This is a genomic window from Stenotrophomonas sp. ZAC14D2_NAIMI4_7 (genome assembly GCF_003086675.1).
In the GTDB taxonomy this organism is placed as follows: domain Bacteria; phylum Pseudomonadota; class Gammaproteobacteria; order Xanthomonadales; family Xanthomonadaceae; genus Stenotrophomonas.
In genome coordinates, this window is record NZ_CP025995.1 from 4151362 (window position 1) to 4175100 (window position 23739).

Genomic DNA, 23739 nt, shown 5'->3' on the forward strand with positions numbered 1-23739 from the left:
CCATTAGACGCTTTCAGATCACGCAATGACGCCGACCGACACCCCGCTTGCCAGCGCCGAAGACACCGCCACCGCCCATGCCGACGCCCAGCGCCGGAGGATCCTGGATGCGGCGCAACGGTGCTTCATCACCCGCGGCTTCCACGCCGGTTCGATCAGCGAAATCGCTGCCGCAGCGGAGATCAGCCAGGGGCTGATGTACCGCTATTTCGACAACAAGCGTGCGCTGATCCTGGCCCTGATCGAGCGGCAGCTGGCCCACGACCAGGTGTCGATCCGGCACATGCCCGCCTCGGCCGACTTGGCCGACGGCCTGCTGGCCTGCTACCAGCACTGGGCACGCGGCGAGGTGCTGGACACCCACGCCAATGCCATCGCCAGCGTTGCGCTGTATGCGGAAATCAACGCCGAAGCGCACCGCGACCCGGTAGTGGCCGAGGTGCTGCGCCGGCACGACAAGCAGACCACCGAAGCCATCCATGCCTGGCTGCGCGAGCATGATCGTGCCCGTGGCGTGGCGGTTGAGGAAGAAGCGATCGAGCAGCGCACACTGCTGCTGCGCCTGCTGGTGGAAGGTCTGGCGATGCGCGCGGTACGTGATCCCGATCTGCAGCCTGACGCCCTGCATGCGCTGTTGAGCCGTGCGATTGCGCGGGTGATGGGGGATGGCCCAGGCGAGCGGAATGACGCTGTTCGTCAGCCGGAATAGGCGCGAGGCCCAAGGGGTTTTCCCGCAAGCGCCCGCAGCCGGCTAGCGCGCTTCCTGCTGCCGCCGCTCGATGCCGTCCATCAGTTCCTCGAAGGAGTCTTCGATCAGCATCAGCTCATCGTCTTCCAGCAGATGCAGATAGATGTACCCGTAGTCCTCATCGCGCAGTGACAGCAGGTAGCAGTTCCCGAAATTGTCTTCGGCGAACGGCACGTATTCGGCCAGATGGGGGAACCCTTGGATGTAATCCCGGCGCAGGCTTTCTATGCAGTTGCAGTCATCGCCCAGCGCAATCAACGAGGCCACGCCGGTGGGATCGGTATCCTCGTCCTCATCCCGCAGATAGCCGCCGTTGGCGCTGCGGTAAAAAGCAAGCATGGCCGGGGGAACCTTGTTGCCGAAGCAGGCGTTGAAACGCGCGAGGGTCGCGTCATCCACCAGCGGCGACGAATCGATGAGTTTCAGCATGCGCATAGAGTGCGCGAAGTCGTGGGAATCGTCGAATCAACCCGCCACACCCAGCGCGCCACCGCCTGCACCGCGGCGCACCGCCGCCACGTACCGGCAGAACTTGCCCAGGAAAATGCCGGCAAACCCACCCGAGGTCAGCAGGTAAGCCGCAGTGAACCCGGCATGGCCTGCCAGCGCGGGGGACACAGCGAATGCCACTTCAAATCCATACTTCACCAGGAAAGTGACCAGCAGCAGCGGCAGCAGGCTGTAGTCCGGGCTGCGGCGCAGCTTGCCGGTGGTCGGGTTCAGCGCCAGCGTCGCACGGCGCAGCAGCAGCCAGCCGATGGCTGCGCCGGCAACGATGCCGACCAGCCATTCACCCCAGGCCTGCAGCGAGCCACCGTAGCGATGGCTGATGGACCACGCGCCCCAGGCGAGGAACAGCGCGGGCACGATCGCCAGCCGGACCAGTGAGCTTTCACCCGGCTTCATGGCGGCGATGCCGCGGTACACCAGGAAGGCCAGCAGCGCCCAGACCCAGAGCGGGGTGTGCGAGAGAATCTGCATGATCATTGCGGGGAATTCCTTGTCGGCAGGTTGAGGGCGTGCTGCGGTTATCTGACGCCTCGATTATGGTCCTGCACGAAACCGCCACAAGTGACAGGTGTCAGCCGCTTACCCTGACCGGGCGTTGCGCCGGTACTGCTGCACCCAGTCCAGCGAAGGCGCGATGCCGCCGAAGGGAAACAAGTGCGGGCTGACCGGGCCAAGGTCGTCGCCCAGTCCGGCCAGCAGCTTGTCCACGAACCGGTCCGGCCCTGCCGACCCCAGCAGGCGGCCCAGGGAAATGCCGTAGCGGGCCAGCATGGTCGTGCTCGCGCCGACCCCGCACATGGCCGCATAGCGCACCAGCCGGGTCACGCTGGCCGGCCCGGGAATGCCCACCAGCACCGGGTGCGCAATGCCGCGTGCACGCAGGGCGTTCAACCAGGCCAGCACTATTTCGGCATCGAAGGCGAACTGGGTGATGATCCACGGTGTCATGCCGCGCGCTTCAATGCGCTGGCACTTGTTTTCCAGCACCTGCCAGCGCTGCGCGGCGGTCATGACCGGGTGGGTTTCCGGGTGCCCGCCTACGGCCACCACCTTGATGCCGGCACGTTCCAGCAGACCGGTTTCGATGATCGCCGTGCTGTCGGCGAACGGCCCGGCCGGCTCCGCCAGATCACCAGCAATCAGCAGGCAGCGCTCCACGCCGGCCCCGCCCACTGCCCGCTGGATGAAACGTTGCAGCGCGGCCTGCGTACTGATGCGGCGTGCCGACAGGTGCGGCATCGGCTGGAAGCCCAGCTCGCGTATGGCCCGTGCCGCCGCCAGCCGCGCCTGGTCGTCTTCGCTGGCCAGGTAGGGAATGGAGATGGTGGTGCCCGGTGCGATGCGCGCGGCCTCGGCGCGCAGGGCCTGCACGGCCTTCGCGCTCACCTCCCACGAACACGCATCCAGGAAGGCCCGCGCCCTGGCTCCGGAATCCATGGACATCAGCTGGCCCCGTGGGCGCGCGCGACCGCCGAACTGCCGCGTGCCAGCTCCACGAAGGCCCGCAGATAATCGATGGCGGTATCCGATTCGCGCGCGCCCAGGTAGATCTGCTTGGGAATGCCTTTTGCCCCCAGGCGCACTGGCACTACGTCCATGCGCGCGGCGTACTCTTCCACCAGCCAGCGCGGCATGGCCGCCACACCGCGGCCGCTGGCCACCATCTGCATCATGATGTCGGTGGTTTCAATCGCCTTGTGGCGGCGCGGGGTCACCCCGGCCGGCAGCAGGAACTGGTTGTAGATATCCAGCCGCTCGAACGGCACCGGGTAGCTGATCAGCACTTCCTGGGTCAGCTGGCGCGGCTTTACATGGTCCACCTTGGCCAGCGGATGGTTGCTGGCCACCACCAGCACCTGTTCGTAATCGAACACCGGCACGAAGGTCAGGCCCGGCTTCAGCAGTGGGTCGGGGGTGACCAGCAGATCGATCTCGTAGCCGAACAGGGCGCCGATGCCGCCGAACTGGAACTTCTGCTTCACGTCCACGTCCACGTCGGGCCAGGCGGCCAGGTAGGGCGACACGATCTTCAGCAGCCACTGGTAGCAGGGGTGGCATTCCATGCCGATGCGCAGCGAGCCGCGCTCGCCCTGGGCGAACTGGCCCAGCCGTTCCTCGGCCAGGTCCAGCTGCGGCAGCACGCGGTTGGCCACGGCCAGCAGGTACTGGCCGGCTTGGGTCAGGCGCAGGTTGCGGCCCTCGCGCAGCCAGACATCGGTGCCCAGCTGCTGTTCCAGCTTCTTCATGCTGTGGCTCAGCGCCGACTGGGTCAGGTTCAGTACGCCGGCGGCGGCGGTGAGCGAGCCCTGCAGTTCAACCTGCTGGACGATGCTGAGGTGGATACGTTCCAGCATGTGTATGAGCCCCGCTCATGGATGTGTGAAGTAAAACCATTTTACGTCATGGAACGCCCTGACTAGCATCGGGTCATGCTTTCTCCCCACCGCCCCCTCCGAATCGTCGCCGTGTCCGGCGGCCTGCAGCGCCCCTCGCGGGCGGCCACCCTGTGCGAACACCTGCTGGACCTGCTGGGCGACCACCTGCCCAGCCAACCGCAGTTGATTGAACTGAGCGAACTGGCCCCGCAACTGGCTGGGGCGCTGTGGCGTTCGCAGTTGCCCGACAGTGCCGAACAGGCACTGGCTGCGGTGGAACAGGCCGATGTGCTGGTGGTCGCCACGCCGGTCTACCGCGGCTCGTACACCGGTCTGTTCAAGCACTTCTTCGATTTCATCCAGCAGGACGCGCTGGTCGATACCCCCATCCTGCTGGCCGCCACCGGCGGCAGCGAGCGCCACGCGCTGATGATCGACCACCAGTTGCGGCCGCTTTTCAGCTTCTTCCAGGCCCGCACCCTGCCGCTGGGGGTGTACGCCACCGACAAGGACTTCGCCGACGGCCGCGTACACGACCCGGCCCTGCTGCAGCGCGCAGAACTGGCCGTGCAGCGCGCCCTGCCGCTGCTGTCGCTGCCCCACCGCCCCGCGCCGCTGCCCGCCGCCACCCTTGCAACCCTCTGAACCGGAATGCCGCCCATGAGCACAGACACCTTTACCTTCAGCATCACGCGCATCCCCTTCAACGAGGATTACCAGCCGGCCGACGGCACCCGTATCACCACCAACTTCGCCAACCTGGCACGTGGCGCGGCGCGGCAGCAGAACCTGCGCAACACGCTGGGCATGATCAACAACCGCTGCAACGACCTGGCGCACTGGGACAACCCCAACGCCGATCGCTACGTGGTGGAGCTGGACATCATCTCGGTGGAGATGCATATCGATGGCAACGATGGCAGCGACCCGTTCCCGCTGATCGAAGTGCTGCGCCCCACCCTGGTAGATACACACACCGGCGCGCGCACCGAAGGCATCGTCGGCAACAATTTCTCGTCCTACGTGCGTGACTACGATTTCAGCGTAGTGCTGCCGGCCAGCAACGAGGGCAAGGACAGCTTCGCCATTCCCGAAGGCTTCGGCGATCTGCACGGCAAGCTGTTCAAGCACTTCCTGCAGTCCGACGCCTACCGCGCGCAGTTCAGCAAGGCGCCGGTCATCTGCATCAGCGTGTCCAGCAGCAAGACCTACCACCGCACCGAGAACCACCACCCCATCCTGGGCGTGGAATACCGCCAGGGCGAGTTCTCGCCCACCGACCAGTACTTCGACAAGATGGGCCTGCAGGTGCGCTACTTCATGCCGCCGGGCAGCGTTGCGCCGCTGGCGTTCTATTTCCAGGGCGACCTGCTGGGCGACTACTCGAACCTGGAACTGATCGGCACCATCAGCGTGATGGAGGCCTTCCAGAAGATCTACCGCCCGGAGATCTACAACGCCAATTCGGTGGCCGGCAAGGTCTACCAGCCCAGCCTGAAGCACCAGGACTATTCGTCCACCCGCATCGTCTACGACCGCGAAGAGCGCAGCCAACTGGCCGTGAAGCAGGGCCGCTTCACCGAAGAACACTTCATCAAGCCCTACCGCAGCGTGCTTGAGCAGTGGGCTGCGCGCTGATCGCTGTTCACTCGACTCCCCTCCCCAGGACACAAGACCCCGATACCGATGAAGAAACTACTGCCGACCTCCACCGCCGGAAGCCTGCCCAAGCCGTCGTGGCTTGCCGAGCCTGAAAAGCTCTGGTCGCCCTGGAAACTGCAGGATGACGCGCTGACCGAGGGCAAGCAGGACGCGCTGCGCCTGTCCCTGCAGGAACAGCAGCACGCCGGCATCGATATCGTGAGCGACGGCGAGCAGACCCGGCAGCATTTCGTTACCACCTTCATCGAACACCTGGACGGCGTGGACTTCGACAAGCGCGAAACCGTGCGCATCCGCAACCGCTACGACGCCAGCGTACCCACCGTGGTGGGCGCGGTCAGCCGGCCGAAGGCGGTGTTCGTGGAAGATGCGAAGTTCCTGCGCCGGCAGACTGCGCAGCCGATCAAGTGGGCCCTGCCCGGCCCGATGACCATGATCGACACGCTGTACGACGCGCACTACAAGAGCCGCGAAAAGCTGGCCTGGGAATTCGCGAAGATCCTCAACGAGGAAGCGAAGGAACTGGAAGCGGCCGGCGTGGACATCATCCAGTTCGACGAACCGGCCTTCAACGTGTTCTTCGACGAAGTGAACGACTGGGGCGTGGCCACGTTGGAGCGCGCCATCGAAGGGCTGAAGTGCCAGACTGCCGTGCACATCTGCTACGGCTACGGCATCAAGGCCAACACCGATTGGAAGCAGACGCTGGGTTCGGAATGGCGGCAGTACGAGGAATCGTTCCCCAAACTGCAGAAATCCAGCATCGATCTGATCTCGCTGGAATGCCACAACTCGCATGTGCCGATCGACCTGATTGAACTGGTGCGCGGCAAGAAGGTGATGGTGGGCGCGATCGATGTGGCGTCCAGCACGGTGGAAACGCCGGAAGAAGTGGCCAACACCCTGCGCAAGGCGCTGCAGTTCGTGGACGCCGACAAGCTGTACCCCTGCACCAACTGCGGCATGGCGCCGCTGCCGCGTGAGGTGGCGCGCGGCAAGCTGCGGGCGCTGAGTGCCGGTGCCCAGATCGTGCGCGAGGAGCTTGCGGGGATTCGCTGAAGGGGACCCGCGCCATTCGATTGCCAGCGGCGGCGCAGCGTTCCAGCTGCACCGCCGCTGGCAGATGAGGCCTAGAAGCGCATGCTCACTTCGGCACCAACAATGCGCGGGCTATCAATCGGCCCGTAGTAGTTGCCGTCGCGCCCGAAGGCCAGGTTGTCGAAGATCAACCCGTTCACGCGCCGCTTGTTGGTCAGGTTCTGCACGAACAGGCGCCCGGTCCACGGGCCATGTTCATAGCCCACCTGCAGCCCGATGATGGCCACGGCCGGCTGGTAGGCACGGTTACGCTCATCCAGCGCGCTGGAACCGGTGAACGCCGATTCCACCCGCCCGAAGACGCCGGACGGGTGCTGGTAGCGCGCTGCCAGATAGCCCGTGTAATGCGGCGTCAGCTTCACCCGGTTGCCGGCCAGGTTTTCGTCCACCGTGGACCAGAGCTTGGTGTACTTCGCGTCCACGTAGCCCACGTTGGCGGTCAGGGTGAAGCCCGGCGCCAGCTCGTAAGCGCCTTCCAGTTCGGCACCGCGCGAGCGGATCGAGGCGTCCGAACCCACGTAATCCGACGAGATCGGGCGCCCGTTGGCATCGGTGGCCACCTGGATTTCCTGCCAGTTGTCCGAGGTGATGTGGAACAGCGCACCGCCGATGTGGCCGCGGCCACCGCCGACGTTCATCTTGAAGCCCAGTTCGTGGCTCCACATCATTTCCGATTCGTAGCGCAGCACCTTGTCATTCACTACATCGCTCTGCGCGGCGGCCAGATTGAAACCGCCGGGGATATAGCCCTTGGCCGAGGCGGCGTAGAACGAGAGGTTGTCGGTGGCGTCGTAGCGCAATGACACGCGCGGCAGGGTGGCATGGAAGGTGTGTTCCAGCGCAGCGTCGCGGTACAGCACCAGCCCACCCTCGGCCAGGTCCAGCGAACCGGCGCGCTGTTCGGTGGAACGGCGCGCCTGCTCGTGGCGCAGGCCCAGGCTGGCGGTCAGCTTCGGCACGGCGGGAAAGGTGTAGCTGGCCGTTGCGAACACGCTGTAGTCCTGGCCCTTGGCGGTCTGCCGGGGGGCCAGGCTGTAGCTGTTCACGCCGCGGGTGATCGGCCCGACAAAGGTGCCCAGGATCGAATCCTTGTCGGTGCGGTAGGTGGACACACCGGCCATCCAGGTCAGCGCCTGGTCATCCGGCGAGCTGAAGCGCGCCTCGGCATTCCAGGCATCCTGCTTGTCGTAGGTACGCCCGGCCAGCGCCGCGCTCTCGGTCATGTCGAAGTCGTAGCCCGCCGATACGTCTTCGTGGGTGCGGTAGGACGCGGCCACGTCGAACGTACCGGCTTCCAACTGCCACTGCGCACTCAGGCCGGCCACCGTCTCATCCTTCTCGGTGCGCTTGGGCGCATCGTTGATGTAGGTGAAGTCACCGGCCTGGCGCCCGCCATTGAGGCGCGTGCCATAGGTGCGGTTGTACAGGCCCACATCCAGCGGCAGGTATTCGTACTCGAACATGCCCGGCGCGCGCGTACGCAGGTGGTAGGCCAACGCGTTCACGGTAACGAAATCGCTGGGCTGCCAGCGCAGCTTGCCCTGCAGGTACTGCTCGCGCACCTTGCCTTCGGTGCCATTGAACGGCGTGAGGTTGCGCAGGAAGCTGTCCTCGTCCGACGCCATGAAGGCGACCGAACCAGAGAGGTTGCCGCGCTTGCCCAGCGGCCCGGACACGAAGCCGTCCAGGCTGTTGCCATTGCCGTTGCTGAACCACGTGCTGCGCAGGTTCACCTCGCCTTCCATGGCATCGGTCGGGCCCTTGGTCTTGACCAGCACCAGGCCTGATTCGCTGTTGGCGCCGTACAGCGTGCCCTGCGGACCGCGCAGCACCTCCACCGATTCCACCTGGTTCAGCACCGCATTGCTGAGCTCTTTGAACGGAATGCCATCGATATAGACCGACGCGCGGTTGACCAGGAACGGATTGGATTCGATGCCGCGGATGGAGATGTACATGTCGCTGAGCTGCCCCATCGCATTGAACTTCACGTTGGGGGCCAGCTTGTCCAGATCGCGGAATTCGACCACGCCGGCCTCCTTCAGTGCTTCGCGGTTGAGCACGGTGACCGACAGGTCGCTCTTCAGATAGGGCGTATCGCGCTTGGAGCCGGTCACCCGCACCCCGTCCAGCGTGGTGGGGCTGACGGCTTCCTGGGCGAGCACGGGCAACGCGGGGGCAAGCAGAAGGGCCGCGATCGCAGCGGCCAACGGGGTGGGGGAACGCACGGGAACCTCTTGAACGGAAACAGCGGCCGCAGGGGCCATCAATGTTATGATGTAACACTTCAATAACGGTGCATACTCCGTATGCCAGCGCACCGCTCCATTTCCGGCAGCAAAGTGACGGTGGCCCAGCAACTGGCGGCCACCACGCCGGTGCTCGGGTCGAACGGTGCAGGCAACCTGGCCTTCATCCATCACCACTTCCCCGCCAGCGCCAGCGCGATGGGCCACCCCACGCAACTGCGCTTGGCGCTGGTGATCAAGGGCGGCGGCCGGCTGCAGCAGATCTGCCCACGGCGGGCAGCGCTGGACGCGCATTGGCACATCGGCCAGTTCAACGTGGTGTTGCCCGGGCAGACCGGCACCTACAGCAGCCCGGAGGTGGAAGTGCTGGGGCTGGCAATCGATTGGCCCGCGCTGGGCGCAACGGCAGTCAGCCTGCCGACCCTGGCGCCGCTGACCGGTGCGCTGCACCGCGACGCAACGGTGAGCGCGCTGCTGCATGCGCTATGGGCGGCATCGCGTTCGGGCGTGCTGTCCGATGAACTGCTGCACGCCTGCGGCAACGCGGTGGTGGATCGGCTGGTGCAGATGGCGCAGCAGCCCGCCGCGCTTTCTGCGGGGGCGCGGGTGCTGTCGGCAGTGCAGATGAAGCGCTTGACCGATTACATCGACGCGGCCCGCGACGTGCGCCTGACCGTGCCGATGATGGCCGATGCGTTGGGGGTAGATGACACGCGGTTGAGCCGTGGGCTGCAGGCGGCGGCGGGGATGTCGCCTTACCAGTTCCTGGTGCACCGACGCATGCATTGGGCGCGCGGTGAGCTGGAACGCGGGGTGAGTGTGATGCGGGTGGCGCAGTCGGTGGGGTATGCGAATGCGAGCAAGTTTTCGGCGGCGTACCGGCGGGTGATGGGGTGTGCGCCGTCGGCTTCGGTGGGGTGATGGGGGCTGTTCAATCTACGCAGAGCACCGAAATTGATGACGCGCTGGAGATCGCTGGGCAGACGGACGTGCCCGCTGCTCGACCTGACAGGGTCGACAAGCGGCAAGAAGCGGAGTCAGGACCGGACGATGAATGATGGCGCGTGCCCGGCCTCGAGTAGAGAATCAATGGCTTCCTGTTCCCAGCCTTCATGTCGCAGCCATTGGGCAAGTGCTTCAGCGGTCTCAAAGACGGGACTGACCGGAGTGCCCTCGCTGACATTCTCATAGATCTGAAAGGCCGTACGCGATGCAGGATCTGCGTCGTAGAGCAACTCGTGGTGGCCACCCGCGATGTAGCCTCCCTCTTCATCCAGCGGATGCTCGAACCCAGGAGGAACCCTGACAACTTCACGACCCATGGTGCCTCCATGATGGAACTGCAAACCGGAAATGAACAAGCCGGAAAGCGACTACCGTGGATTCTAAGGGGACATTGGAACGGACGATACGACCCAGCCACAGCGGGCCGTTGGCGTTCGGCCAGACGGGGACGTCGAGCTCTGCAATTGGACCCTGCTAGATAGCGGCGTCGGCTTGATTGCTCTGTTGGGGATCATCACTCGCACGCCTCGCCGGGGGCCAGATACGGAACAGCTCTATCAAGGCGCTGCGCCAAGCAGGAGCCGTGAGCGCTGAGGGCTTGAATGGCGTCTCCAGCGAGCGGAAGCAGGATTGGTTGCAGGTCCTGCTCTATCCGTGCGTCACAGAAGCAGCAGTGATGATCGCCGCATACGAGATCAACCCAGATTTGGTGAATCCTGGAATCTTCCATGGCGTCTACTCGATGGGACGCCGCACGAGAAATCCCGGTGTCGCTATCAGCGCCCCGAGTGCGGCATGGAGGAATTTCTCTGGCATTCGTCACACACCCTGAAGTTCAAAAGACTACCCAACTACCTGGTAGACGGACCCGTGTGTCCGGCCATACGAGTTCCCTCCAAAACACCGCCAGGTGGAACGCCGCTCTAACATGGCTCGATCCTAGGGCGCCTGAGCCCAGCTAACAAGCCAGCGTGTAGCCGGACCCATCGGTAGGATCGGCGGCGGCACGAGTGACCGCTCCGGGAAAAGAGCGCGCTCGGACAACCCTGGTCGTATTGCTTGGCGCAGGCATGTCTGCATTCGGCCAGAAGCGGACATCCCCCCGAATGTCGGTAGCGCACGAAGGCGGGGGCGATTCTGTTACACGAAGAACTACACACGCTCTCACTCGGAAGACGACCTGGACAGGGCCTCAATCACTTGCGCCGCGTAGAGAACGCGATTGCACCGACGGCCCGCCTTCTTGACAATGATCTCGTCCTCTACCAGCCGGCCAACGACCAGGTTCGCGGTGCAGAAGGTCACCCGGTGGTCTTCCATCGCAGTGTTGTCCGTCAGATTTGGTTTGCTAAGCAGGCGATGGATATGTCCCATAGCACCGCATCACGGCGCACCTTGCCTAGACGTTGCAGCCATTCGTCATGGTGCCGCCAGTCACATTGTGTGCCGCCTTTGCCGTTCCTATGCTTTGACTCCTATAGCCACAACGCTCCTCATAGAGATTTGATGATGAATATTCAAAAGTCTCACTGGCTGTCGCTCTGCGCCATCATCCTTGGCACGGTCGCCGCTGCGCTGCAGCTGGGTTGGGAGCACACTCACGGCGGCATTCTGCGCCACCATCTGCTCAATGATGCGAGTCTGCCGGCGATCTCCAATCTGTGGGCGCTCCTGGTGATGCCCATGCTGGGTGCATTGGCAGGCTGGAGCGTTACCCGTCGAGCACGCGAGCGGCAGGGGTTACTCATTCCGGCCATGGCCGGCTTCCTAGGCTCGCTGCTTGGAGGTATCGCGCTATCGGTGGCCTTCGTAGCCGGCGGTGAAGCGGCGGCAACGCAGGTAATGATGGCGCTGCTCGTGGCTGCTGTACTGCTCCCGGTCTACCGAGCGGAGTACCTGTTCGGCTTCGTGGTGGGGATGACCTTTGTTTTCGGTCCCGTGCTGCCGGCGCTTGTGGCTTGCGTACCGATGCTGATCGCCGCGATCAGCCGGCTGGTGATATGGCGAGCTGTTGCGTGGGCGTTGCGCCGCGCGCGAGCTGTTGCAGCAGCATGATGTGCCAATCGGACAAGGGACGCAGCTTGCTGCACCTTTTTTGTCCACTTCAAACTGTATGAGAAGGTGACTCGTTTGGTACCGGCTCAGGCTGCGATCTTTTGCTCATAGAACGGGTACCGCTCGTCGTCGAAGATCGCGAAAAGTGCCTGCAGGTCGAGCGGATTCGAATGGAACCCCGGCGGCGCCATCAAAAAGACAGCTCTACCGCGATGGAGTCCTTATAGGTTCCTGCAGGCAGCCGGCCATGCCAGCCGCCAAGCCGCTCCAGGGTCCGCTTCCGGCCAAGTGCGGACATCGCAATCGGGGGCAGGCGAACCGCCCCCACCTGACTATTCCACCTACCTGAGCTTGAACCCTCGCTCCTGGACGGTCGTTCGCAGGTTCTCCCTCCCGTCCATGTAGCTCATCTCCACGGATCCACGCACCCCCTCGCGCCACTCCTTGAGATTCAAGCCGAAGCGTTCCCTCAGCGCCCCGCGCATTTCGTCGAAGGCATGATCGTAGGTGCCCAATGCCTGCATTGACGCTTTTACGTCGTAGCGGTCGTGGTGCAGTACGACCGCCTGCTGCGGCCGGGGTGTGAACGCACTCATGCGCTCAGGATCCGGATACCCCAGCGTCATCCCGAACACAACGTCGCTGAGATCGGGAAGCCCGACCAGTTCCGCAACTTCTGCGGCACGGTTGCGCATGCCTCCGATGTAGCAGACGGCGAGCCCGAGCGACTCTGCTGCGACCACTGCGTTCTGCGACGCCAACGCCGCATCGACGCTCGCCATGAGGAAAGCGTCCAGATGGCCATGCGCGGTGTTCGGCATGCCGGCCTCCACTGCGATTGCAGCGCTCCGGGAGAGGTCCGCCACCCACAGTAGAAGCACGGGCGCCTCGTCGATATGCGGGTTGCCATGGCCGGCCGATCCTTGGGCCAGAGACGAGAGCCTTGCCTTGAGTGCGGGATCACTCACGGCAACGACGCTCCACTGATGGTGATTGGATGAAGTGGATGCGGATTGTGCTGCTGCGACGATCGCTTCGATGGAACCAGGCTTGATCGCGGCGGACAGGTAGGCGCGTGCTGTTCTGTGAGACACGAGAGCGGCAATCTGGTCGTTCCAGAGCATATCGGGGACTGGCTGCGGACCGTACCGGGCGCTCAAGAGCTCTTGTTGGGTTTTCATCTGATGATTCTCTGTAGTGGGATAACGACAGGGAAATCAGGATATGGAGCATTGCCCGTCCATTGAACCCGCTCCGATGGCATGATTGTCTACACAGATGGCCAATAGAGGCGCCGATAAGCCATGAACCAGCTGTGGGCAATGCGGGTATTCGCCCGTCTGGTCGAGACGGAGTCCTTCAGTCGTACCGCGGCGCAGCTGTCCATGCCGCGGTCAACGGCGAGCAAGCTGATCCTTGATCTTGAGGAGCATCTAGGCGTGCGACTCGTTCAGCGGACAACCCGGCAGGTCAGCGTGACCCCAGAAGGCCTTGCCTACTACGAGCACGCCATTCGCCTGATCTCAGAAATCGACGAAGCCGACAATGCCATCAAGGCGCACGGACTCCGCCCGAAAGGTCGGCTTCGCATTGATGTCCCATCAACGGTGGCACGTCATCTCCTGATTCCCGCCCTGAGCGAATTCTCCCGTGCGTATCCGGAGATCGACATCGCTCTTGGCGTCAGCGACCGGCAGGTCAACATCGTTGGTGAAGGCGTGGACTGCGTGATCCGCGGCGGCCAACTGGGGGACCCACTGCTGGTTGCACGTCAACTGATGAGCCTCGACTACGGCACCTATGCATCACCGCAGTACCTGCGGCGGCACGGCACACCAGTGCATCCTGATGACCTCAGGGAGGGCCATGTCCTGGCGTGCTACTTCCCGCCTGGAACCGAGCGGCCCATGCCCATGGTCTTCGAGAACAGCGGGCAGCGCGTGGAAATCGAAGCTGCGAAGTTCACCACCAATGATGGAGAAGCACATGTTGCGCTTCTGCAGGCAGGGCTGGGCATCGGGCAGCATTTTTCGCTATGCGTAAGACCGCTGCTGGAGCGTGGTGAACTGGTAGAAGTTCTTCCAGTCTGGAGCCGGCCGTCCTTCCCACTTCGCATCATCTATCCGCCGGGCGGACTTCGAAGTGCGCGGCTATCGGCGTTCATCGACTGGATACTGAAGTATTGGGGAGATCCAGGTCGGTTTGGGTGACTGGTGCCTGGGCGGTGTCCGCTTCCGGCCAAAAGCGGACATCGAATCACGAGGCAATACCAAGCCTACGGCGCCGAACGAAGCCAGTCCGCAGCCATCTCGATGGCATCCTGATCCCGGCTCACAGTGCTTTCCGGAACGATCCCCTTGGGGTACTCAGTACCCTCCCGGTCAACCATCGCCGCGGTCGTCAGCAACAGCGCCCCACCATCGGGAAGCGGGAAGGTGGTGTTGGCCGTCGCAAGACCTGCAGTTGGCTGTCCAAAGAACCGGGTTCCGGGTCGGGCCCTGAATGCAACGGCCACGGCCTCACCGGAGCTCGCCGTCCTCGGTCCCACCAGCACGGCTACGCGGCTGTTGGACAGATCAGCCTGGCATTCCGGGCTGGCGCGTGAGCGCCATGTCCTCGTCTTTCCCTGCCGATCGCGGAAGCCGCCTGCATCGTGATCGCCCAGCAGGGAGTGCAGCCCATTGAGCATGGGCCACATGTTGCCACCGTTGTCCTGGCGAAGATCAACGATCCAGCCCTTGGTTGAGGTCGGTGCCAAGGTGGCGATGCGGTTGCAGAGCTCCGCGGTGAACGCGCCCCTGTCGTCCTTGCCTATACCGCGCAGCCCCGGCACCAGTATGTAGCCGATGTCCGCAATGGATCGGGACTCCATCGGTCGGCTGCGAACGGCCTGCGCGCGATGCGCCGAGGCATCCTTCGGTGCTTGAAGGAGGCTGTGGCGGTCAGCAAGCGCGTCCAGCACCCTACGCAATTCCGCATATGCCTCCTGCGCGGGAAGCTTCTTCCGATCGTCCGTGAGTAGCGCCGCTTCTTCGGCAGGCCAGTTCACGTTGCCTGTGTTCAACGCCTCCGCGCGAATGAGGGGCAGCGCATGCGCCAGCATGGCGTAGGCAGATACGCCAGTCGCTTCCACCGCCGCCGACGTCAGCGTGAGCTGTTCGGCGTGCAGCGCGCCTGCACTGCCCAAGGTGACCCCGAACTTGATGCTGGTGCTGGCTTCCGGAACATACAGCAGCAGTTCGCGTTCGAGTGCTCCCTCACCGGAACGCACAGGCACGCCACCGGAGCTGGCAAATGCGAGCCGTCCCGTTGGGCCATCAACACGAAGCCAGAGCGCGCCGGCGCCAGTCCCGTCATCCACGCGCAGCCGGCCGGCAAGCCGCACGTTCCTGCCCCTGAACGAACTTGCATCCAGGGATGTGATCGCACCAACGAAACTCGCCTCGCCGGTGGATTCGGCAGACAGCTCAATCGCAGCGCCGTCCTTATCCAGGACGTCGCCGGCGCCATCGACCACCGAATGTGCGCTGGTCCCCTTCCACACGGTTTCGTCCTGCGCGGAAGCACTGAAGATCATTGCCAGAAGCAGAAAAGCCATGCGTGGCATCGGCACCATCCGTGTACACGAGAGCGATGATCCTATGGCGCTTTGTCCGTACCGGCAAGCGAAACTGCTGCGTCGTTGATTCGTAACGAAACAGCATTGCCCTGGACGATGGTCCTGCCTTCAGCCAGCAAAGCCCGAGCTGAATCTGGCCGACAGGGACGAGAAGAAGCAAAGCGCCAGAATGACGCCGTTGAGAAGCAACGATGCCTCGTAGAACAGCGATGCCGGGCGCGAAATGACATGGGGCGCATCGATGACCGTGAGTACGCTCCACCCCAGCGTGAATGCCAGGAGCAACCAGGGGGCGAACGGCACAAAGAATGCAATCGCGATGAGAGAGGCCAGGTATCCAGTAACCAGCAGGATACGCAGGAGCCCACACATGGGATGCGCCTTGCTGTACGCAACCACTCGATTCTTGATTCTGAGCCGCTCTTCCTGCAACACCTTCGGTAGCTGTCTGGCACCAATCTCATCGAACACGATGCCGCCCACGGTGGCAATCAGGGTCAGCAGGACCAGCATGCGGAAAGTGAGTTCAGTCATTGGGGCTGCATCAGTACCAGATTGCTGTAGACAAACCGGTGGCATCGAGAATGGCAGGCGTCGGTAGAGAAACGGCCGCGCCCGCAGCGATGCGGTCGGCACTCCATAGCGCAACCAGCGCATCGAGCACATCGTCCGTCGCCGCCTGCCGGCGCGACACGGATTGCAGAAGTCGCGCAATGCGTTCGGAGCCAAACACCGGCGCAAGCAACTCGCTTCGCAAGGCCGCGCCCTCCTGCGACTTCTTCCTCGGTGCCAGCCCTTTGCCACGACCGCCGTTCAGCGCGGCGAAGGACACTTCAGGATGGATCTCCCACACCGTTGCACGTGCGTGCGGGTCTGCCTGCAGCACGTCATCCCACTCGCGAATCTTGGGCAGGATCACAAACGATTGCGCGCCAAAGCCGCGGTTGTCTATCGCCCGGTGTCTGCGCGATGCCTCGGGCTGAGATGTGGCATCGAGAATTCCCCTGACCGGCGAGGAGAATATGCTGCACGCCCGTCGGCCTCCCACAAACTTCCGGGCCTCTACGTCTGCCATTCGCCCATCGCGATCCGACAGGCCCATTGGAATGTCCACGGCAATGACTCGGGCCTGCGGGTGCGCATACACGAGAGACTGCGCACTGCTGTACACGCAGTGGCTCAGTTCGTTGTCTTCCCACCAAACGGCAATCCAACCTGACTTCGCCCCGTCTACGCCGACACAGCCTGGCTCGCGCTTCATTGTCTGGCCCCCATTTGTTGCCCCCTTCCCGTTATGGGTATCGGAACCCGCCATGTTCCCAGATTCGCCATGGCGGCTGGCTTTTCAGTGTTGACTGATCGAAACGTAAACCAGCGTCGCGTTATCAGTATCGAGCCCAAGAACCACGGCGGCTTCGCCCAGCTGCACGTTCCAGTAGGCGCGCGAACCCGGCGCATCAGGGTGAGGGGGATGCATGACCGCTCCCTCCCAGGCGAACTCGCGAAGCACGATGCTGGGTGGTTCAAACTCAAAGCTCAGGTTCGCATGCCCGGGATCGTCCGCAGCGCTTCGCAAAGAGATGTTGTACAGCGCAAGCCCGCCCAAACTTCCACCTTCTGCGGTCCGCTCATTCCGCAGCCCCTGTCGCGTTATCGGCCCCAGTCGTGTGTGAAGCTGTGTCTCGAGTGCATCGACATCGCCGAAGCGTGTGCTCGCCAAGCGCTCGATGTCTCGCTTGAATGCGTCCGTGGTTGATCCACTCCGCGCTTCAAAGGACGCTGGATGATTGAAGGGAGCTGATGGTGCCGATGCCGGGGCGCTCGAACACGCTGCCAGCAGTAACGCCGGAGCAATCAGCGATAGCCGGGGACATGATGCGGCCCGCAGGTTGACCAGAGATCGTCGTTCTGATGAAGCCCTGCACTTCTCAGCCGATGCATCCATGAAAGTACACCCCGTGCGATTCCCTCTTGCATGAATCTAGCACGGCCTTCGCAGCCCGCGAGGGACGTAGGCAGAACCAGCGGCCGACCGAGAGGCTGTCGCAAATGCCACGGCAAGTACCTCCTAATCGTGAAGCCCTGCAGTTTTCCACTGACCTACCGAAACCATTGCGCCCCAAACGTCTCACCACGCAATCGCACTATGCAACAATTCTGAAAACGTCTCTGGCATTGGCGGGTTTGGCCCGCAGCCCTTGGCATTCCCAACAGCATCAGGCAACTCTGGTAGCGCCACCGACAACGGGTGGCCGGGCGTCGAAAACCCGAGTTCTAGGGATGTTGTTTACGCTTGTCAGCCGGCATCACCGCGCGTGGTGCCGGCTGGCAATCCGTCTGCCGGCTATGGCGGACGGTGCGTGGGGGTCTTGTACCCGCCGGTTGTATCCCTAGTCCGGTTTTCGAGCCACGCATCGTCCGCCACCCTTATCGGTGGCGGCTTCTGCCTGCTTGCACGGAGCCTGCCATGACCACACCGCACTGCCCTCCCCCGCGCCCCATCCTGGAAGCGGCCGAACCCGCCCCGGACCCCACCAGCCTGCTGGCCATCCTGCGCAGCGTGGACGGCGGCGTTGCCGCTGACGGCCAGCCATGGCCGGAACGCCACCCGCTGCGCAGCCGGCAGATCGCCCTGTGCGACGCCGACTGCGCCCTGGCTGGGCAGCGCGTGGTGCAGCAACTGCTGTTGGCCGCTGAGCGCGCACGCCAGAACGGCGATCCTGACCAATACGTGGGCGACCTCGTGATGGAAGGTCTGGCGATGGCAGCGCTGGCGTTGAACAGCTTCATCCAGGACCGGGTGCGGCCGCAATGAGGGCGCGCCTGCTTGCTGCGGTGGCCGCGTGCGGCGTGGTGGCGGCCACGCTGTGGTGGCAGTGGCCCGCGGCACCCGAGGACCAGGTGAACGCTTACACCACCCTGCAGGATTTCGATTACTCGCTGCTGGAAGGCGATGCACGCGGCCTGGCTACGGCAAAGGGCCGGCAGGGGTTCGATTTCCATAGCGAGGATGGTGGCGCTTCGGCTTTCCAGGTGCGCTGCAAGGGCGTGGTGGTGATGGATGTGCAGAATGCCCCGCCGCTGGTGCTGGTCCGCATGCCAGCCGATGCGCTGTGGCGCGCGCCGGATATCGCGCAGCTGCATCGGCGTTTCCAACGGTGGCTGGGGATCGCGCCGGGTGATGTGATGGGCGCTGGCGAGCCGTCGTGGGTGCAGACGCGGATTCTGCGCATGCAGCGAGGGATGCCGGATGATGCGCGGTGTGTGTTTGGGGTGGATGTCGGGGCTTCGGGGTCAGAGCCCTTTTCTGCGAAAAGGGATCTGACCCCGGCTGGCCAGGGCGGCCAAGCGGCGGCTGACCAGGCCGTATAGGTCCTGGAGTTCGGCGGCGCGTTCGGGGGTCATGTTGCTGCCGAACAACACGCGGCCCAGGGCGCTGGCGTGACTGTCGTGGGGGTGGCGCTGGCGGGCGCGGTAGACCTGGTGGAACACCAGCCAGGCCAAGCGCAGGCCGCCGCCGGGCAATGGCCGAACCAAACGTTCGTAGGCCTGCCAGAACTGGTATTCGGTCTGCAGATCGACCTGCGGGGCCGCATAGGGCACCGGACGCGGGCGTCCGTGGGCGCGCGGGCGGGTGGGCAGGAACACGGGGTCGGGCTGGGCCATGGCGACAGCATGCTCCGGCAACATTGTGGGAACCTTGCGTGGGTGCGACCCCACCCGAATGGGTAGATGCCAACCTTGGTTGGCATGATTTTTCGGTGCCGGGAACATTGCGCGTGGGGTCAGAGCCCTTCCTGCGGAAGGGATCTGACCCCGTCTGTTCAGAACGCGATGGCGGTGCTGAACATCACCTGCCGGGGGGCGCTGCGCTGCAGGGTCTGGTAGTCGCCCGAGAACGACGAGCCGGCGATGGTGGCGGTGCCGATATTGTTGCGGTTGAACAGGTTGCTGATATCCAAACGCAGTTCCAGACCGGGCAGCACGCTGCCCTGCCCCAGCGTGTAGGCGGCATAGGTGTTCACCTGCCAGAACGTGGGCACGCGGATATCGTTCTGGTACGTGAATGGCTGGCGCAGGTACGAGGTGCTGGTGGCACCCACGCGCCAGTCACCAAAGTGCGCGGAAAGATCGCTTACCAGCGAGACCTGCGGGTAACCGGGCTGCGCGTTGCCCTTGATCGGGTACACGGTATCGCCCACCACGAAATCGCTGTCGTAGTACGAACGGGCCACCGCCACGCCCTGGTAGAACTGCAGGTGGTCGCCCAGATCGGCGGTGATGCCCAGGTCCGCGCCGATCACGTGCATCTTCGGCATCAGCCGCACGGTGTTGATCTGCGCGAACTGGGTGCCGACCGCCGCAGACAGCAGCCGGTTGCGGATATCGCTGTAGAACACATCACCGGTGAGCGTGAGCCGGTCGAAGCGATGGGTGGCGCCCACGGTCAGGTTCCAGTTCTTTTCCGGCCGCAGGCTGTCAGCAATGCGGTCGAATTCTTCCTGATCGGTCACGGTCCACGCCGAAGCGGTGTAACCGATGTTGCCGCGCTGGGCCACGCGGTAGCCGTTCATGCCGCTGGCCAGATCGATGAACGCGTCGGTGGATGCGTTGGGGCTCCAGAACAGCGAGGCATGCGGCAGAAAGTTGTCCTTGGCACGCAGCGCGCCGTTCACCGGGCGGTCCGGCGCATCGCCCAGCCCCCCGCCTTCGGTGCGGAAATCCACGGCTTTGAAGCCGACGCCCAGTTTCAGCGTATCGCTCAGCGCGATGTCATCGTGCAGGTAGAACTGCTGCGAGCGGGTAACCCAGCGCGAGGCGTTGTCGGTCTGGAACGCGGGACCGTACACATCGAACGGGCCGGTCGCCTTCAGCGGTGCGCCCTGCCCCAGCAGCGGCTGCTGGTACCAATCGGTGCGGGCCGCGGCCTTGCTCTTTTCCTGCCAGACGCCAGCGGTGAACGTGTGTGCGCCGGCTTCAAGCTGCAGATTGGCCATGCCGCCCAGACGGTTTACCCGCGGGGTCTGCACCTGCTCGGAAAACGGCGCGCCATTGGGCGAAGGCACGGTGGGGTCGGTCAGGGTGGCTTGGGTATGGCTGTTGGCGTTGTACAGCTGCACGTTGCCACTAAGCGTGGGCGTGATCTGGAAACGGTGATTGATGGATGCCACACGGTCGCGGGTGACCTGGCCGGTGTCGTACGGAATCAGTTCGGACAGTTCGCCGCAGGTATAGGTGCCGCAGGATTTTTCGGCGTTCTCCGGCGAGGCCACGTAGTACGCCCAGGCGTAATCGGGGTAGAAGCTGTCGGCCTTCCAGCCCAGCTTGCGGATCATGTCGAAGGACATGTTGTTGTAGCCCCATACCTTGGCCTTGCTGTCAGACACGAACAGGGTGATGTCACCCCACGCCACGTCCTGCTGTGCCTTCAGATTGCCACGCAGGAAATCCTGCGTGCCGGCGCCCTGGTACTTATCGGCCGACACGCGCTGCAGGTCTACCAGCACTTTGGGACCGTGTTCGCCCAGTTGCCCGCTCTGCGCGGAAACCGTGGTAACGAAGGTGCGGTTGCTGCCCACGCCCTGCTTGACCCGCAGACTGGGGCTGTCCTGCAGATCGCGCAGGCGGTATTCCAGGCTGCCGCCGTTGGCGCTGCTGGAAAATACGTGCACCGGCGCGCCACCGGGGCTGACGGTGATGGCGCCGATGGCATCGGGCACGCCTACGTTCACCACACTGGTGCCGGTAAGCGAGAGGAAGCCGCTGTCGTTCAATGGCACGCCTTCGAAGGTGATGCCCATTTCATTCATGCGGAAGCCGCGCACGAACAGGCTGGTGGCGGAAATATCCAGACCCAGGCCGTCGGTGGCGGTGTAGCTGGCACCGGGCACCTGCTTGAGCATGGCCAGGCCGTTGTTGCCGGTCACCATGGCATCGAGATCGGTGGCATTGATGATGTAGCGATTGGGGCCGACCACCTGCGTGGGTGCAGTGGCGGCGCTGCGGGGCGTGGCGATTACCTGCAGGGCGTTGAGGGTGACCGGGGTGTCGTGGGCGGTGTCGTGGACTTCGATGGCATGGGCCGACGAAGCAATGGACATAGCGATGGCCAGCGCAAGGCGCTGCGTGGGTGGCGTGTTCATGGGCGAATCCAGCTGCGTTGGGAAAATAGCGCAGACGCACGCCCAGCACGGCGGCGCGACGAGCGGCGACCTGGCTGGTGGTGCGACTGCGTTTGGGGGTTCCGGCGCTGTGCGCGCCGGTCAGCTGCAGAGAAGGACGATCATCTGCGGCGGCGTTCGAGGGCGTGATTTCGGCGTGCGAAATTCTGGCATCGGTGGCCCGCGTTAGCCATTGCGCCGTGGTACAGCAGCGATGGCGATGGGTATGGCGGCGCTATACGCGGGGATAGCCGCGTGGTTGGGGGTTGGTCATCCAGGCATGGCGTGGATCTACCGCCGGCACCGCGATCTGGTAGATGCCAACCTTGGTTGGCATGCTTTTTCGGTGCCGGGAACATTGCGCGTGGGCTGTGTGCCAACCAAGGTTGGCACCTACCAGGGCCGGGGCGCGTGGTTACTGCAGCACGAAGCGCTCGATCGCGCGGGCCACGCCTTCGTCGGTGTTCGGTGTGGTTTCAAAACGCGCCACCGCCTTCACTGCGTCGATGGCGTTGCCCATGGCCACGCTGGTGCCGGCGAACTGCAGCATGGTCAGGTCGTTTTCCTGATCGCCAATGGCCATCACGTTGGCGCGATCGATGCCCAGGTGTTCGGCCAGGCGCTGCAGGCTGGGGCCCTTGCCAGCGCGGTGGTCGAACACTTCCAGGAAGAACGGCGCACTCTTCAGCACGGCGAAGCGTTCGGTCAGTTCGGCCGGCAGGCGGGTGATGGCTGCATCCAGCACGTCGGGTTCGTCGATCATCATCAGCTTGATGAAGGACATCGACGGGTCCATGTCCTGCACGCGGCGGTACGATAGCGGCACGTGGGACAGGTGCGAATCGATGACGGTGTAGCGGCTGATGTCCTGGTTGGGCGTGTACAGGCGCTGGCCATCAAGGGCCTGGAAGTGCACACCCAGCTGCCGCGAAACCTGTTCGCAGTACAGGAAGTCATCGAAGCTGAGGGGGAATTCCACCACTGTTTCGCGCGTGCCGATGCGCTGCACCAGGCCGCCGTTGCAGGCAATGCAGTAATCGTCGTTGCCGGTAATGCCCAGTTCCTGCAGGAACGGCGCCAGCCCGGACACTGGGCGGCCGCTGGTCAGCACGATATGCACGCCCAGCGCGCGGGCCTGCGCAATGGCCTGCTTGGCGCGTGCGGTCAGCTTGTGTGCCGGGTCCAGCAGGGTGCCATCCATATCGATGGCGACCAGTTGGATGGTCGATTGCCTGCGGCCCATGTCCATCAGTTTCATTTCCAGCGCGGGGCCCTCCATTTTAGGCCAGGCCGGCGGCGGCTGCCGTTCTCATGTGCGGTTCAGCCGCGCGCCGCCGTTGGCGGCCATACTCGGCAAGCCTGTGCGCCCCACCGCAGGACGGCCCCCATGACCGCCCTACCCTGGAGATCCAGACGCATGACCTACCGCGCCCCCGAGGCCACCGACACCGCCCCGCTGGCACAGCAGATTGAAGACCTGATCGACGGCCTGCCGGGCCAGCACATCCGCGTGGGCACCCTGCTGCAGGCGCTGGGCGATGAAGGGCTGATGCTGATCGTGATCCTGCTGTCGGCCATTTTCCTGATTCCGGTGTCCATTCCCGGCCTGAGCACGGTGTTTGGTGCGTCCATCCTGTTGATCGGCCTGAGCCGCGTGCGCGACCGGCCGCTGTGGGTGCCGCAGCGCCTGGCCGAGCGCGAGGTGGCCACCGACAAGCTGCGCGCCAACCTGGGCCGGGCCCTGAAGTGGGTGCACCGCATGGAGCGCCTGTCGCAGCCGATGCGGCTGGCGGTGATGGTGCGCTCGAAGAAGATGATGCGCGTGAACAATGTGGCGCTGGTGGTGGCCACGCTGCTGCTGATGGCCCCGGCCGGGCCGATTCCTTTCAGCAATACGCTGCCGGCGCTGGCACTGATGTCGTTTGCCATCGGCTTCATCCAGCGCGATGGCGCCGCCGTCGCGGCGGGTTACGCGTTCGTGGTGGCCACGATGGTGTACTTCGGCGTACTGCTGGGTGGCGTGGGGTTTGCCGCCGAATCGGTGTTCAGCGGGCTGCGCGGGAGCACCGCGGAACTGTAGAGCCAAGCCATGCTTGGCTGCTCTTGCCTTTGTTTTTGTAGAGTCGAGCCGTGCTCGACTGCTCTTCGCCTTTCGTAGAGTCGAGCTTGCTCGACTGCTGTTGGCAGAAGCAGTCGAGCATGGTTCGACTCTACAAAAGGCCACAGCCGAAGCAGTCGAGCATGGCTCGACTCTACA

The 23739-nt window shown here is 64.0% G+C and carries 25 protein-coding genes; 11 read left to right on the forward strand and 14 right to left on the reverse strand.

Features of this window, described 5'->3' with window-relative positions; all coding sequences use genetic code 11:
• Positions 1-25: 25 nt before the first annotated feature.
• On the forward strand, positions 26-709 hold the full coding sequence (locus tag C1922_RS18880; protein WP_108751179.1) for a TetR/AcrR family transcriptional regulator: 684 nt from the start codon (positions 26-28) through the stop codon (positions 707-709).
• A 42-nt stretch (positions 710-751) separates the two neighbouring features.
• Here C1922_RS18880 and C1922_RS18885 read toward each other — a convergent pair whose 3' ends face one another.
• The 4 genes from C1922_RS18885 to C1922_RS18900 all read right to left on the reverse strand — a co-directional run bounded on the left by C1922_RS18885 (position 752) and on the right by C1922_RS18900 (position 3612).
• Positions 752-1177, reverse strand: coding sequence for an SMI1/KNR4 family protein (locus tag C1922_RS18885; RefSeq protein ID WP_159092039.1), 426 nt, complete (start codon positions 1175-1177; stop codon positions 752-754).
• 36 nt (positions 1178-1213) lie between these two features.
• Positions 1214-1735: a DUF6622 family protein gene (locus tag C1922_RS18890; RefSeq protein WP_108751181.1), complete on the reverse strand. Its 522-nt coding sequence runs from the start codon at positions 1733-1735 to the stop codon at positions 1214-1216.
• 102 nt (positions 1736-1837) lie between these two features.
• The gene (locus C1922_RS18895; RefSeq protein WP_108751182.1) at positions 1838-2701 is read right to left on the reverse strand and encodes a methylenetetrahydrofolate reductase; all 864 of its coding nucleotides are present in this window, start codon (positions 2699-2701) and stop codon (positions 1838-1840) included.
• Complete coding sequence (locus C1922_RS18900) at positions 2701-3612, reverse strand: LysR family transcriptional regulator (RefSeq protein WP_108751183.1); 912 nt, start codon at positions 3610-3612, stop codon at positions 2701-2703. The genes C1922_RS18895 and C1922_RS18900 overlap by 1 nt, the downstream gene beginning before the upstream one ends.
• A gap of 75 nt (positions 3613-3687) precedes the next feature.
• Here C1922_RS18900 and msuE point away from each other — a divergent pair, with 75 nt between their 5' ends.
• The 3 genes from msuE to C1922_RS18915 are packed head-to-tail and all read left to right on the forward strand — an operon-like array spanning position 3688 to position 6354.
• Positions 3688-4278, forward strand: a complete 591-nt coding sequence (gene msuE / locus C1922_RS18905) for an FMN reductase (RefSeq protein WP_108751184.1) — start codon at positions 3688-3690, stop codon at positions 4276-4278.
• A 15-nt stretch (positions 4279-4293) separates the two neighbouring features.
• Positions 4294-5271: a DUF1852 domain-containing protein gene (locus C1922_RS18910; RefSeq protein WP_108751185.1), complete on the forward strand. Its 978-nt coding sequence runs from the start codon at positions 4294-4296 to the stop codon at positions 5269-5271.
• A gap of 48 nt (positions 5272-5319) precedes the next feature.
• Positions 5320-6354 carry a methionine synthase gene (locus C1922_RS18915; RefSeq protein WP_108751186.1) on the forward strand — a complete coding sequence of 345 codons (1035 nt, stop codon included), beginning with the start codon at positions 5320-5322 and terminating at the stop codon, positions 6352-6354.
• A gap of 71 nt (positions 6355-6425) precedes the next feature.
• Here the strand turns inward: C1922_RS18915 and C1922_RS18920 are convergent, their stop codons facing one another.
• Positions 6426-8621, reverse strand: coding sequence for a TonB-dependent receptor (locus tag C1922_RS18920; RefSeq protein WP_234413393.1), 2196 nt, complete (start codon positions 8619-8621; stop codon positions 6426-6428).
• Between the two features lie 81 nt (positions 8622-8702).
• On the opposite strand from C1922_RS18920, the gene C1922_RS18925 reads away from it, so the two are divergent.
• Positions 8703-9563 carry an AraC family transcriptional regulator gene (locus C1922_RS18925; RefSeq protein WP_108751188.1) on the forward strand — a complete coding sequence of 287 codons (861 nt, stop codon included), beginning with the start codon at positions 8703-8705 and terminating at the stop codon, positions 9561-9563.
• A gap of 116 nt (positions 9564-9679) precedes the next feature.
• On the opposite strand, the gene C1922_RS18930 is transcribed toward C1922_RS18925, so the two are convergent.
• A complete protein-coding gene (locus C1922_RS18930; RefSeq protein ID WP_108751189.1) occupies positions 9680-9964 on the reverse strand; it encodes a hypothetical protein in 285 nt (94 codons plus the stop codon).
• A 266-nt stretch (positions 9965-10230) separates the two neighbouring features.
• Here C1922_RS18930 and C1922_RS20445 point away from each other — a divergent pair, with 266 nt between their 5' ends.
• A complete protein-coding gene (locus tag C1922_RS20445; RefSeq protein WP_159092040.1) occupies positions 10231-10479 on the forward strand; it encodes a hypothetical protein in 249 nt (82 codons plus the stop codon).
• A gap of 674 nt (positions 10480-11153) precedes the next feature.
• The gene (locus tag C1922_RS18935) at positions 11154-11702 is read left to right on the forward strand and encodes a hypothetical protein (RefSeq protein ID WP_108751190.1); all 549 of its coding nucleotides are present in this window, start codon (positions 11154-11156) and stop codon (positions 11700-11702) included.
• A 341-nt stretch (positions 11703-12043) separates the two neighbouring features.
• Here the strand turns inward: C1922_RS18935 and C1922_RS18940 are convergent, their stop codons facing one another.
• A complete protein-coding gene (locus C1922_RS18940) occupies positions 12044-12883 on the reverse strand; it encodes a nitroreductase family protein (RefSeq protein WP_108751191.1) in 840 nt (279 codons plus the stop codon).
• 123 nt (positions 12884-13006) lie between these two features.
• Here C1922_RS18940 and C1922_RS18945 point away from each other — a divergent pair, with 123 nt between their 5' ends.
• Positions 13007-13912 (forward strand): LysR family transcriptional regulator, encoded by a 906-nt coding sequence (locus C1922_RS18945; RefSeq protein WP_108751192.1) that lies wholly within the window; start codon positions 13007-13009, stop codon positions 13910-13912.
• A 65-nt stretch (positions 13913-13977) separates the two neighbouring features.
• Here C1922_RS18945 and C1922_RS18950 read toward each other — a convergent pair whose 3' ends face one another.
• From C1922_RS18950 to C1922_RS18965, 4 genes are all read right to left on the reverse strand, one after another.
• Positions 13978-15300 (reverse strand): S41 family peptidase, encoded by a 1323-nt coding sequence (locus C1922_RS18950; RefSeq protein ID WP_234413395.1) that lies wholly within the window; start codon positions 15298-15300, stop codon positions 13978-13980.
• 129 nt (positions 15301-15429) lie between these two features.
• Positions 15430-15855 carry a hypothetical protein gene (locus C1922_RS18955; protein WP_108751194.1) on the reverse strand — a complete coding sequence of 142 codons (426 nt, stop codon included), beginning with the start codon at positions 15853-15855 and terminating at the stop codon, positions 15430-15432.
• Between the two features lie 10 nt (positions 15856-15865).
• Complete coding sequence (locus C1922_RS18960) at positions 15866-16582, reverse strand: DUF429 domain-containing protein (RefSeq protein ID WP_108751656.1); 717 nt, start codon at positions 16580-16582, stop codon at positions 15866-15868.
• Positions 16583-16666: 84 nt separating this feature from the next.
• A complete protein-coding gene (locus C1922_RS18965; RefSeq protein ID WP_108751195.1) occupies positions 16667-16927 on the reverse strand; it encodes a hypothetical protein in 261 nt (86 codons plus the stop codon).
• A gap of 861 nt (positions 16928-17788) precedes the next feature.
• Here C1922_RS18965 and C1922_RS18970 point away from each other — a divergent pair.
• Positions 17789-18136: a hypothetical protein gene (locus C1922_RS18970; RefSeq protein ID WP_108751196.1), complete on the forward strand. Its 348-nt coding sequence runs from the start codon at positions 17789-17791 to the stop codon at positions 18134-18136.
• Positions 18137-18174: 38 nt separating this feature from the next.
• Complete coding sequence (locus C1922_RS18975) at positions 18175-18693, forward strand: cold-shock protein (RefSeq protein WP_199912202.1); 519 nt, start codon at positions 18175-18177, stop codon at positions 18691-18693.
• On the opposite strand, the gene C1922_RS18980 is transcribed toward C1922_RS18975, so the two are convergent.
• From C1922_RS18980 to yidA, 3 genes are all read right to left on the reverse strand, one after another.
• Entirely contained in the window at positions 18616-18987 is a 372-nt protein-coding gene (locus C1922_RS18980; RefSeq protein WP_325051577.1) for a hypothetical protein, read from the reverse strand. The genes C1922_RS18975 and C1922_RS18980 overlap by 78 nt on opposite strands.
• Before the next feature lie 158 nt (positions 18988-19145).
• Positions 19146-21464, reverse strand: a complete 2319-nt coding sequence (locus C1922_RS18985) for a TonB-dependent receptor (protein ID WP_108751198.1) — start codon at positions 21462-21464, stop codon at positions 19146-19148.
• A gap of 433 nt (positions 21465-21897) precedes the next feature.
• Entirely contained in the window at positions 21898-22731 is an 834-nt protein-coding gene (yidA, locus tag C1922_RS18990; RefSeq protein ID WP_108751657.1) for a sugar-phosphatase, read from the reverse strand.
• Positions 22732-22899: 168 nt separating this feature from the next.
• Here yidA and C1922_RS18995 point away from each other — a divergent pair, with 168 nt between their 5' ends.
• Entirely contained in the window at positions 22900-23562 is a 663-nt protein-coding gene (locus C1922_RS18995) for an exopolysaccharide biosynthesis protein (RefSeq protein ID WP_108751199.1), read from the forward strand.
• Positions 23563-23739 lie beyond the last annotated feature (177 nt).